10 protein-coding genes are annotated in these 12,094 nt (G+C 68.0%); 7 read left to right on the top strand and 3 right to left on the bottom strand.

Going from position 1 to position 12,094, the window contains the following annotated elements; translation table 11 throughout:
• Nucleotides 1-248 precede the first annotated feature (248 nt).
• Both ACTWPB_RS11285 and ACTWPB_RS11290 read right to left on the bottom strand, forming a co-directional pair.
• Entirely contained in the window at nt 249-1,628 is a 1,380-nt protein-coding gene (locus ACTWPB_RS11285) for a DUF1731 domain-containing protein (RefSeq protein ID WP_446225607.1), read from the bottom strand.
• A gap of 206 nt (nt 1,629-1,834) precedes the next feature.
• Nucleotides 1,835-2,863: a M23 family metallopeptidase gene (locus tag ACTWPB_RS11290; protein WP_446225608.1), complete on the bottom strand. Its 1,029-nt coding sequence runs from the start codon at nt 2,861-2,863 to the stop codon at nt 1,835-1,837.
• Nucleotides 2,864-3,414: 551 nt separating this feature from the next.
• Here ACTWPB_RS11290 and sucC point away from each other — a divergent pair.
• From sucC to purH, 6 genes are all read left to right on the top strand, one after another.
• Nucleotides 3,415-4,584: an ADP-forming succinate--CoA ligase subunit beta gene (gene sucC, locus ACTWPB_RS11295; RefSeq protein ID WP_378993279.1), complete on the top strand. Its 1,170-nt coding sequence runs from the start codon at nt 3,415-3,417 to the stop codon at nt 4,582-4,584.
• A gap of 12 nt (nt 4,585-4,596) precedes the next feature.
• Nucleotides 4,597-5,514: a succinate--CoA ligase subunit alpha gene (sucD, locus tag ACTWPB_RS11300; protein WP_056814017.1), complete on the top strand. Its 918-nt coding sequence runs from the start codon at nt 4,597-4,599 to the stop codon at nt 5,512-5,514.
• 204 nt (nt 5,515-5,718) lie between these two features.
• Nucleotides 5,719-6,744, top strand: a complete 1,026-nt coding sequence (locus tag ACTWPB_RS11305; RefSeq protein WP_446225609.1) for a DUF5336 domain-containing protein — start codon at nt 5,719-5,721, stop codon at nt 6,742-6,744.
• Between the two features lie 153 nt (nt 6,745-6,897).
• Complete coding sequence (locus tag ACTWPB_RS11310) at nt 6,898-8,409, top strand: cell division protein PerM (protein ID WP_446225610.1); 1,512 nt, start codon at nt 6,898-6,900, stop codon at nt 8,407-8,409.
• Nucleotides 8,410-8,445: 36 nt separating this feature from the next.
• Nucleotides 8,446-9,126: a phosphoribosylglycinamide formyltransferase gene (gene purN, locus ACTWPB_RS11315; protein WP_446226304.1), complete on the top strand. Its 681-nt coding sequence runs from the start codon at nt 8,446-8,448 to the stop codon at nt 9,124-9,126.
• Nucleotides 9,119-10,684 carry a bifunctional phosphoribosylaminoimidazolecarboxamide formyltransferase/IMP cyclohydrolase gene (purH, locus tag ACTWPB_RS11320; RefSeq protein WP_446225611.1) on the top strand — a complete coding sequence of 522 codons (1,566 nt, stop codon included), beginning with the start codon at nt 9,119-9,121 and terminating at the stop codon, nt 10,682-10,684. The genes purN and purH overlap by 8 nt, the downstream gene beginning before the upstream one ends.
• A gap of 54 nt (nt 10,685-10,738) precedes the next feature.
• On the opposite strand, the gene ACTWPB_RS11325 is transcribed toward purH, so the two are convergent.
• A complete protein-coding gene (locus ACTWPB_RS11325; protein WP_446225612.1) occupies nt 10,739-11,182 on the bottom strand; it encodes a hypothetical protein in 444 nt (147 codons plus the stop codon).
• A gap of 170 nt (nt 11,183-11,352) precedes the next feature.
• Between ACTWPB_RS11325 and ACTWPB_RS11330 the strand changes: the two genes are divergently transcribed.
• Entirely contained in the window at nt 11,353-11,910 is a 558-nt protein-coding gene (locus ACTWPB_RS11330; RefSeq protein ID WP_446225613.1) for a LysM peptidoglycan-binding domain-containing protein, read from the top strand.
• Nucleotides 11,911-12,094 lie beyond the last annotated feature (184 nt).

The raw sequence follows: 12,094 nt of genomic DNA on the forward strand, positions 1-12,094 counted from the left end.
CGCTTTCGAGCGCTAACCGGCGACCCGGCCGCGGACCGGCCACTTCGTGGCCGCCGCTCCCCAGGGGTCGCGGGTGGGGGTTGGGAGTGCGGTCATGGCGGTTTTGGGGTGGACGGTGTGGTTGGTAGTGCGGTCATGGCGGGACTTGGGGTTTACGGGTGTGGCCTGAGGGTGCGGTCATGTCGGACCTGGGGTCGGACGGTGTGGCGGGGAGTGCGGTCATGGTGGTCTTGGGGTGTGCCGGTGTGTTAGTGGGGGAGGAGGGTGGTTAGGGCCTTGTCGAGGGTGGGGTATTTGAAGTCGAAGCCTGCTTTGTGGAGGACTTCGGAGGTGGCGTGGCGGCCGGTGAGGCCGAGGGCGGGGTCGGTGCGCAGGACTACCGCGCCGACTTTCAGGATCGCCGAGGGGGTTGGCGGTGCTGGGGGGCGGCGCAGGGTTCGGCGCAGGGTGGACATGAGTTCGCTGTTGCGGACCGGGAATTCGGTGGCGGCTACGAGGATGCCGTTGGGGAGGGTGACGGTGGGGTCGAGGCCGAGTGCAGCGCGGACGATGGCCAGCCAGTCCTCGATGTGGATCCAGCTGAACCACTGATCGCCGGGGCCTACTCGGCCGCCGAGACCGGCCTTGGTGAGCTGGCCGAGGCGTTTGAGGGCGGGGGCGTCGGGGTCGAGGACGATGGAGGTGCGCAGGATCGTCCAGTGGTCGGCGCGTGCGGGGTCGAACGCTTGCTCCCATGGCTGGGCGACGCCGGTCATCTGCGGGAGGCCGACCGGGAGGGGAGTTGTTTCGGTGCACCGGGTTTCGCCCGCATCCGACCAGATGGCCGTGGTGCTGGCTTGGACCCAGTAGTCGACGGGAGTGTCGCGCAGACTCGCCGCGGCGACGAGGGCGGTGGTGGAATCGACTCGGCTGGAGCGTAATTCGGCGACATTGCGTTCGGTCGGCCTGCAGTCGACCAGCTTTCCGGCCAGGTTGATCACCGCGAGCCGACCGGGTTCGCGCAGTTCGGCGGACCAGGCGCCGACCGAGCGGCCGTCCCATTCGGTCTGGCGGAACGGGAGATCCGGGTTGCGGCGGCGGGTCAGCAGGGTGACGCGCTGGCCGCGGCAGGTCAGGTCGGCGGCGATCTGGAGCCCGAGTGCGCCGGTGCCGCCCCCGATGACGACATTCAGCGCGTCGTCGGTAGGGGCGAGTCCGGCCAGCCGCGCCAGGCGTGAGAAGTTCACGCGCGCATCGGTTTCGATGAACGGCCGGACGAGGGTGCGGGCCGCGGCGGCCGACGGGCCGGCGAAGCGGAGTTCCTGGGTGATTTCGGTACCGCCGTCGCAGGGGGTCAGCCGCCAGGTCAGGTACATGGTGCCCGCGGGTTCGGGCTGCTCGATCCCGAGCTCACGATTGGGCTCGAAGGTAGTAACGGTGAACGCTTTCCCGAACCGCCCGTGGATCCGCGCCGAGAAATTCCCATTGGGCACATATTCGCCAGTCGCACCGACGGCGACCGCCGAGTGCATCCGCACCGACCGCACCCCCGGATTCCACTCCGGCCACTGCTCGAGATCCCCGAGCACCCCCCACACCAATTCCGGTGCGAGCCCAATGAACTGCGTGTACTTCGTCGTACCAGCCATACCCAACGCTAACCCCGCCCCTAACAGAGCGGAAGCGTGCGACTGGTCACTAGAACGACCACCAATACGCAACAACTGACCAACGCAAGAACATGGGTAACTCACCGACAACAGCAAACCCAACCCACAACACCCCGCCGGCCGCCAACCCAAATCACCCAGCACCTAGGTCTGGCCTAAATGCCCGGAGTGGCGGAACAGCCAGCTCAGTCGCGTTGGGAGCCTAGGCTGATGCCGCGGGTGGCCAGCCACGGGACCGGGTCGATCTTGTCGGTGCCGTTGAGCCAGACCTCGAAGTGGCAGTGCGGGCCGGTGGAGAAGCCGCGATTGCCCATGGTGGCGATCTGGTCGCCCGCCATCACGCGCTCGCCCTGCGAGACCGTGGCGGTGTCGATGTGGCCGTAGATGGTGACGGTGCCGTCGTCGTGCAGGACACGGACCCACATGCCGAAACCGGAGGCCGGGCCCGCTTCGATGATGGTGCCGTCGGCGACCGCGTAGATCGGCGTGCCGATCGGGCCCGCAACGTCGATGCCGAGGTGCTGCACGCCCCATCGAGCACCGAAACCGGAGGTGTAGTTGCCCGAGGTGAATTTGGCGAACAGGGGCCGCAGCTTGGCGGATTCCTGGGCGGCGAGGTCTTCGGCGAACTTGGCGCCCTTGGCGAGGATGTCGTCGAAGTGGTTCTTGTCGGCGACGGCGGTGGCGTCGAGTACCTGCGGCGACGCGCCGGTGCCCGGGTCGCCGATGTCGGCCGTGCTCATCGACTGTGCGGCGATCTCGTGGACCTGGCCCGCGGCCTCGTAATCGATGCCGTGTGCGGGCTGGCCCGGATCGGCCATAGCTGCCTGACCTGCGGCGACAACCGCGCCTGCGGCAACGGCGATGACCGCGGCGCGGCCTTTCAGCGCGGCGGGCGGTGCGGGGACGCGGTGCGCGCCACCGCGTCGTTCGGCGCGGCGCGGCGCGGGTGGCTCCTCCGCGATGGTCTCTTCGGCCGCGGGCGCCCAGTCGGTGCCGGTGTCATAGGACTCGTCCGCGGTCCATTCGTCCGCGGCGGGCGTCCATGCCGCGTCGTCGGACCATGTGTTCTGGTCGCGCCACGCGTCGTCGGTCTGCGGCCATGCGGCGGGAGCTCGACGGGCCTGTGGGTGCGATGTGTATTCGTCGGCGTACCGGTAACGGGGGCCGGAGGTGGTGCGATCTTCGACAGGGAGGGTGGAGCGGTGGTTCATCGGCTGTGCCGAATCGCCAGCTGTACCAAGCGAGTACTGAAGTACCTCAAGCTTGTCGTCCTCCTCAGTCCTGACTTGCCAGTCGTGACCTGGTTGCCGTGACCTGGTTGTGACTTCGACCGCATTGACGGTAACGAAGCGATTGCAGAGTGGCAAGCGCTGGTCGAAAACCTACACGCGTGTGTGACATTCGTCACCGTAACGCGACGGAATATCTCACCGTTTTCCGGCATCCCGGGTGAGGTCTGTCGACGACATAACGTAGTAGATGCCGGGGTGTCCCGGCTTTAGGCGGCCCGACCTGCCAAGGCGCCGCGAAACGACGAAAAATTACTCGCCAGTAGCCTTGGCCAGCGGTTTTTTGGGGCTCCCGTTATGGGTCGTGACCTGCGCCACTTACTATGAACGTGGTCGTTTAGCCCTCCCCGTGACTAGCTACAGTCCGATCCGACCCGCACTGACCATTTCGAGCGACCTGCAAGCAGTCGCTACGGCGGGTCGGCCCGCCAACAAAGACGTTGTCATAGCAACGCAGACGAGACGGTGAGTACATGGATCTCTTCGAATATCAGGCGAAGGAGCTCTTCGTTAAGCACGGAGTGCCTTCGTCCGAGGGTCGTGTTTGCGACACGGCCGAAGAAGCACGCGCCATTGCCGAGGAAATCGGCAAGCCCGTGATGGTCAAGGCGCAGGTCAAGGTGGGCGGCCGCGGCAAGGCTGGCGGCGTCAAGTACGCGGCCACCCCGGAAGACGCGTTCACGCACGCGCAGAACATTCTCGGCCTCGACATCAAGGGCCACATCGTCAAGAAGCTCCTGGTCGCCGAGGCCAAGGACATCGCGGAGGAGTACTACATCTCCTTCCTGCTCGACCGGTCCAACCGCACCTACCTGGCCATGTGTTCGGTCGAGGGCGGCATGGAGATCGAAGAGGTCGCGGAGAAGACTCCCGAGCGCCTCGCCAAGATCGCCGTCGACGCCGTCAAGGGTGTCGACCTGGCCTTCGCCCGTGAGATCGCGGAGAAGGGCCACCTGCCCGCCGACGTGCTCGACGCCGCGGCCGTGACCATCCAGAAGCTGTGGGAGGTCTTCGTCAACGAGGACACCACCCTGGTCGAGGTCAACCCGCTGGTGCGTACCCCCAACGACGAGATCCTCGCCCTCGACGGCAAGGTCACCCTGGACGAGAACGCCGAGTACCGGCATCCCGACCACCTCGAGTTCGCCGACGTCGACGCGACCGACCCGCTCGAGCTCAAGGCCAAGGAAAACGACCTCAACTACGTCAAGCTCGACGGTGAGGTCGGCATCATCGGCAACGGCGCCGGCCTGGTCATGTCGACCCTGGACGTCGTCGCCTACGCCGGTGAGAACCACGGCGGCGTGAAGCCGGCCAACTTCCTCGACATCGGCGGTGGCGCTTCGGCTTCGGTGATGGCCGCCGGTCTGGACGTCATTCTGGGCGACGCGCAGGTCAAGAGCGTGTTCGTCAACGTGTTCGGTGGCATCACCGCGTGTGACGCGGTCGCCAACGGCATCGTGGGCGCCCTCGAGGTGCTCGGTGCCGCGGCCACCAAGCCGCTGGTCGTTCGTCTGGACGGCAACAACGTCGAAGAGGGTCGTCGCATCCTCGCCGAGGCCAACCACCCGCTGGTGACGCTGGCCCAGACCATGGACGAGGGCGCCGACAAGGCCGCCGAACTCGCCTTCAGCGCCAAGTAAGGAACAGCGAACATGTCCATCTTCCTGAACAAGGACAACAAGGTCATCGTCCAGGGCATCACCGGCGGCGAGGGCACCAAGCACACCGCGCTGATGCTGAAGGCGGGCACCAACGTCGTCGGCGGCGTGAACGCGCGCAAGGCCGGGACCACGGTCAAGCACACCGACAAAGACGGCAACGAGATCGAGCTGCCCGTGTTCGCCTCCGTCGCCGAGGCGATCGAGAAGACCGGCGCCGACACCTCCATCGCGTTCGTGCCGCCTGCCTTCTCCAAGGACGCCATCATCGAGGCCATCGACGCGGAGATCCCGCTGCTCGTGGTCATCACCGAGGGCATCCCGGTGCAGGACTCCGCCTACGCGTGGGCCTACAACGTCGAAAAGGGCGAGAAGACCCGCATCATCGGCCCGAACTGCCCCGGCATCATCACCCCCGGCGAGGCGCTGGTCGGCATCACCCCGAACAACATCACCGGCAAGGGCCCGATCGGCCTGGTGTCGAAGTCGGGCACCCTGACCTACCAGATGATGTACGAGCTGCGTGATTTCGGTTTCTCGACCGCGATCGGCATCGGCGGCGACCCGGTTATCGGTACCACCCACATCGACGCCATCGAGGCGTTCGAGAAGGACCCCGAGACCAAGATCATCGTCATGATCGGCGAGATCGGTGGCGACGCCGAAGAGCGTGCCGCTGCCTACATCAAGGCCAACGTGACCAAGCCGGTCGTCGGCTACGTCGCCGGTTTCACCGCGCCCGAGGGCAAGACCATGGGCCACGCCGGCGCCATCGTCTCCAGTGGCGGCGGTACCGCGCAGGCCAAGCAGGACGCGCTCGAGGCCGCAGGCGTGAAGGTCGGCAAGACGCCGTCCGCGACCGCCGCGCTCGCTCGCGAGATCCTGGAGAAGGCGTCCATCGCCTCTGCGTGATCTGATATCTCACACGGTCGAAGGCCGCCTTCAGGTTTAACCTGGGCGGCCTTCGTCGATTCATCCACAGGCGGTGGTTTATCCACAGCCTGCATCGGTAGGTGATGACCGGGGCCGTGGCGTGCAGTAGCGTCAGGTAGCGGATCAGGCACCAGTCAGTTCGACGCGACCGATGCGCACGACTCGACAAGGAGACGACGAGACATGTCATACCCGACCGGGGGCTCCGGGTACAACGCACCCGCGACACCCGCCGCGCCTCAGGGCCCGAGTACCGGAGCCGCCGCGGCTTCGCCATCGACCGCGACCGGTTCGGAAGGCAAAGGGCTGCCGTTCATTCTGACCGCGGCCGCAGCCGGACTCGGCGTCGTCACCTTCCTGCTCGGCTTCGCGCCGTACGTCGGCTTCACCGCGCTGCGCGAGACCTCGACCGGCAGCATGTTCGAGTCGAGCAGCGGCGCGATCGCGACGCTCATCCTGGCCGCTGCCTTGCTGGCCGGGCTGTCGTTGCTGCCCAAGCAGAATGCCCTCGGTGTCGCCGCCGCCCTCGCGGTTGCCTCGTTCCTCGGCGTCGTCGTGTCGTTGATCAGCGTGGGTGAAGGCATCGAGCTGCAGTGGGGCGCGTTCGTCGTCGCCGCGTTGTCGTTCGTCGTCGCCGTGCTGTTGGTGCTGGCATTTCTGTTCGGGCTGGGGATCATCAAGGTGCCCGCGCCGAAACCGGCTCAGCCGCAACAGCAGCCGGGCCAGTACGGCCAGTACGGCCAGCAGGGCTACGGCCAGCAGGGCTACGGCCAGGCCACCGGCCAGCAGTCCTACGGCCAGACCGGTTACGGCCAGGCGCAGACCGGTGGGCAGTACCCGACGCAGTCGCCGTCGCCGTACGGCCAGCAGAGCCAGCCGTCGGTGCCGCAGGCGCAGCCGGCCTACGGTCAGCCGGGTCAGCAGTCCTACGGTCAGCCGCAGCAGTCGCCGTACGGCCAGCAGTACGGTGCCCCGCAGCAGCAGCCCTCGCCGTATGGCTCGGCGCCGCAGGCGCAGCCGCCGCGTCCTGATGAGAGCGCGACGCAGACCTTCGGTGGGCAGCAGCAGGGCCAGCCGTTCGGTGCGCCGACCTACGGCGGCGCGCAGCCGTCGTCGCCGGGCCAGCCGCAGCCGTTCGGTGGCGAGCAGACCGCCGATCCGGCCGCCGACGCGACCACCGCGTTCCGTCCGAACGACGACAACAAGTAAAACCGCAGGCATGGTCGGTCAATGTCCGGACATGCCGAATGAACACGGCTGCCACACGGTGGTCCAGGTTCGATCGCGAGCCCGCAGGTACGCCTGTGGGCTCGCGGCGCGCCTGACCCGTGGCTGCCGGGGAAGCTGCCACGCTGAATTGTCATGAGCTCCCGTAACGCCCTCGTGCGCCGGACCTCCGGGTCACCCGGCACCGGGGAGACAGTCACCGCACCACCGCCCGGGCCCGAGCCCGGTTGGTGGACACTCTCGCCCGAGCGGGCGCGAACCCTGCTGCTGGTCGCGGCGCGGCCGACGATCACCGCCTTGGCGGCGACGGTGCTGCTCGTGCTCGTGGTCATGCTCACCACCGGGACCGATCTCACCAGTGCGCCCGCCGCGGTCGCCGCGACCTGGCTTGCCGCCCACCAGGTTCCGCTCACGGTCGGCAGGACGACGCTCGGCCTGCTCCCGCTGGTACCAACGGCCGTGCTGGTCTGGCTGGCCGCCCGCGAATGCGCGCGTGCGGTCCCGAATCGTCCGACGCCTGTCGAGCTGGGCTGGTTGACCGGCGCGGTGCTGGCCGGACCGCTGCTGATGACGGCCGTCTGCCTGGCCGTCACCGGCGATGCCGCAGGCGTCACCCCACTCGAATCGTCCGGTCCGATCGCGGCGTTCGGCTGGGTGCTCGTGCTGTATCTGGTCGCGGCCGCCGCCGGGATCGGCACCCGGGCGTGGGGTTCGCTGTGCGCGCTGCTGCCGATCGAGATCCCGGAATGGGCGGTCCTCGGCGCCCGTGCCGCGCGTCGCACCGTGCTGCGCATGCTCGGCTGCGCCGCACTGGCCACCGCGATCTCCTTCTTCGTCCATCTGTCCCGGCTCGACGGCGCGTTCCGGCAGGCCCACAACTTCACCGATGTGCTCGGCATGACGTTGTTGTCGCTGCTCTACCTGCCGAACGTGGTGATCGGCGCGGCGGGGATCCTCAGCGGTGCCGCGGTGCTGTTCGGTGCCGGGTCGGTGGGTCTGTTCGGGGTGACCGGCGGGCACATGCCGGTGCTGCCTGCGCTGATTCCCGTCCCGGAAGGGCCAGCGGCTGCGTGGTGGGCGGTGCTGCTGCTGGTCCCGCTCGCCGTGGGTGTGCTCGGCGGGATCGAACTCGGCCGCACCAGCGACGATCGGCCCGGCGCGCCATGGGCGACCCTCACCTGCGCCGCGCTGTCGACGCTGACATTCCTGGTGCTCGCGGTCCTCGGCAGCGGTCAGCTCGGTGCCGTCGGGTGGGTGGGCGTCGATCTGCTGATGCTGGTCGTGCTGATGTTCACCTGGTTCGGTTTCGGCGGCTTCGTCGGCATGGTGTTCGCCCGCCGCTTCCTGGCGCCGACCGCGCAGGCCGAGGACTACGACGAGTACGACCACTACGAGGACGATGACTACGACGACGACTACTACGACGACGACGAGTACGACGACGACGACCCCGCCGACTACGAGGATGCCGTCGAATACGACGATCCCGCAGTCGAAGTCGACGGCGAACTGGTCGAGGACTTCGATGACGACGTCGAAGTGAGCATCGCCGCACCCGGCTCGACCGACGAGCCCGCCGACGACATCGTCGACGTCGAAGTGGTCGAGTCGGACCTGCCGGACGAGGACAAGACCCCCGGTCGCTAAGCTCGACCCGGCGCCTATCGCCATCGCCGCCGCCCGATCACACGCAGGAGTAGAGCGCTGACGTCCTCGTTTGCCCCGTGGAAGCCCGCCAGAACACCGGCCACCGTCGTCGTTCTGGCCTCGGGCACCGGCTCGCTGCTCAACGCACTGCTGGCCGCCGCGCGCGAGCCCGGCTACCCGGCGCAGATCGTCGCCGTCGGCGTCGACCGGGACTGCCCGGCCACCGCGCACGCCGACGCCGCCGGAGTACCGCACTTCAAGGTGGGGCTCAAAGATTTCGCCGATCGGGACGCCTGGAACGTCGCCCTCACCGAGGCCGTCGACGCGCGCAAGCCCGATCTGGTGGTCCTGGCCGGCTTCATGAAAATCCTCGGCCCCGCGTTCATGGAACGCTTCGGCGGCCGGCTCATCAACACCCACCCCGCGCTGCTGCCGTCGTTCCCCGGCGCGCACGGGGTGCGTGACGCGCTCGCCTACGGCGTCAAGGTCACCGGCTGCACCGTGCACCTGGTCGACGCGGGCATCGACACCGGCCCGGTCCTCGCGCAGGAGGCGGTCGCCGTGATCCCCGGCGACGACGAGGACACGCTGCAGGAGCGCATCAAGGTTGTCGAGCGACGGTTACTGGCGGAGGTCATCGCCGCCGTCGCGACGCGAGGCATTGTCTCCGACGGACGAAAGGCAGAAATACCAGTGAGCGAGCACGCCGGTGAGTGAACGTAAGGCGATCCAGAGGGCGCTGGTGAGCGTCTACGACAAGTCCGGGCTCATCGAGCTCGCCACCGGGCTGCACGCGGCCGGTGTGGAGCTGGTGTCGACCGGGTCGACCGCGGGCAAGATCGCCGAGGCCGGGATTCCGGTCACCAAGGTCGAGGATCTGACCGGATTCCCGGAGACCCTCGACGGCCGCGTCAAGACGCTGCACCCCCGTGTGCACGCGGGCATCCTGGCCGACACCCGTCGCGCCGAGCATGTCGATCAGCTCGTGGAGCTCGGTGTCGAGGCGTTCCAGCTGGTGGTGGTGAACCTGTACCCGTTCACCCAGACCGTGGCCAGTGGCGCGAGCGTCGACGAGTGTGTCGAGCAGATCGATATCGGTGGGCCGTCGATGGTGCGCGCCGCGGCGAAGAACCACCCGTCGGTGGGTGTGGTCGTCGACGTGACCGACTACGACGATGTGCTCGCCGCGGTGAAGTCCGGCGGGTTCACCCTCGCCGAGCGGACCGCGCTGGCCGCCAAGGCCTTCCAGCACACCGCGAGCTACGACGTGGCCGTCGCGAGCTGGATGGGCTCGGTCGCCGTGCCCGCCGTCGCCGAGGAGACCGAGCAGTTCCCCGGCTGGGTCGCCGGTTCGTGGGAGCGCGCCGCGGTGCTGCGCTACGGCGAGAACCCGCACCAGGCCGCCGCGCTGTACACCAGCAACGACGGCACGGTCGGGATCGCGCAGGCCGAGCAGTTGCACGGCAAGGAAATGTCGTACAACAACTACACCGACGGTGACGCCGCCTGGCGGGCCGCGTTCGACTTCGACGAGCCCGCGGTCGCGGTGATCAAGCACGCCAACCCGTGTGGCATCGCCGTCGCGGCCGATATCGCCGAGGCGCATCGCAAGGCACACGCCACCGACCCGGTCAGTGCCTACGGTGGTGTGATCGCGGCCAACCGTGAGGTCAGCGTCGAGATGGCCGAGCAGGTCGCCGAGATCTTCACCGAGGTGATCATCGCTCCCGGGTACGCGCCCGGCGCGGTGGAAGTGTTGCAGCGCAAGAAGAATGTGCGCGTGCTGGTGGCCGATGCGCCGCAGCGCAAGGGCGTGGAGCTGCGTCCGATCAGCGGCGGTGCGCTGCTGCAGGACCGCGATGTCCTCGACGCCGCGGGCGACGATCCGGTCAACTGGACCCTCGCGGCGGGCGATCCGGCCGACGTCACCACCCTCGCCGACCTCGAATTCGCTTGGCGCGCATGCCGTTCGGTGAAGTCGAACGCGATCCTGCTCGCCGAGGACGGCGCCGCGGTCGGCGTCGGCATGGGCCAGGTCAACCGGGTGGACTCCTGCAAGCTCGCCGTCGAGCGCGCGGGTGAGCGGGCGAAGGGCTCTGTCGCCGCCTCCGACGCCTTCTTCCCGTTCTCGGACGGCCCGGAGATCCTGGTGGCCGCGGGCGTTCGCGCGATCGTGCAGCCGGGCGGTTCGATCCGCGACAAGGACACCATCGAGCTCTGCAAGCAAGCGGGCGTCACCCTGTACCTGACAGGTGCCCGTCACTTCGCCCACTGAGCCGAAACCCGAACGGGTGCCGCGCCGAATCCTCGGTGCGGCACCCGTTTTCGGCTATCCGGCGTCGAGTACCGCGCGGGTACCCAGTGGGGAGCTCAACGGAATTTCCAAGGTGCCGAAGACGGCGTTCATGGTGCACACTTTGTCCACGCTGTCCGCGCGGGTTCCGGAGCGCAGGGCAACGGTGACCGCCTCGGCGGTTTCGGTGACGGTGGCGTCCACGGCGAAGCACTCGGGATTGCCGGTTTGGAAATTGACGCTGATCTTGTTCTCGCTCAGCCGATTCCAGGATGTGAAGGGGATCGGGCCCGGGTTGACGAGGGTGGGATCGGCGATGAAGGGCTGGCCGATACCGGGTTTCAGGTCCTCGGGGCGGCTGCTGGCGTTCGGCGTAACTTGTTGGGGCACAGGATTATCCGAGGATCCGCAGGCGGTGAGGGGTGCGATCAGCACGGCCACGGCCGCCGCGGCGGCGGTGTAGCGCGACATCGTTCTCATGGCGTCAACCCTAGACGGCACGGCCCCACCGTGAACTTTCCGCGAACCCTGCGCATAACCCCTCCATTTCCTCGCTGCGGGGACTACATTCGGCTGCGATGCCGCGCTGTGGCAATTGGCCGGCATCTCTTATCGGACTGAGGCAATTGGCGATCTTCGAAAGGAACAACGTGGCCGACACGCTGCGCGTAGGCGAAGAACTGGGGCTGGGTCAGTCCCTGACCGGCGGTGCGTACACCCTGGCTCTGCAGCCGGATGGCAACCTGGTGCTGAGTGAGCCCGACGGCAACGTCGTCTGGGCCGCTATGACGCACGGGCAGGACGCGCAGCGCGCGGCCCTGCAGCACGACGGCGATTTCGTCGTCTACAACGGTGGCGGGGCGCGCATCTGGGCGACCGACACCAGTGGCCGCAACGTCGAGAAGCTGGTCGTGCAGCCCGACCGCAACGTCGTGCTCTACGGCACCGACGGTTCGGTCGCGTGGTCCACCGCCACCAACACCGACAACCCGCTGCCCGCTCCCGAGCCGGTCGCCGCCGCCCCGATCGCCGAAGAGGTCCCGCCGCCGCCCGCCGCGCAGACCTACACGGTCGAGTCGGGCGACACCCTGTGGGCCATCTCGGAGCGCTTCTACGGTGACGGCAACCGCTACCAGGAGATCGCCGTGGCCTCCGGTATCGACAACCCGGATCTGATCAACGCCGGTCAGGTATTGACCATCCCGTGATGTTGGCGCGCTGGCGCGCGCGTGTCCGCGGCCCTGAGGGGCCGCCGGTTAGCCACCGTTGCTTGCTCCTTCGTCGCGTACGCAACGGCGGCTAACCGGCGACCCGGCCGCGGACGGGTCGGTCGTAAGACTCCCTCCGTTCGGGTTGGGTTCTCGAACAAAGGTGGCCCCGAAGCTGTTGCTT

The organism is Nocardia sp. IBHARD005 (assembly GCF_052814245.1).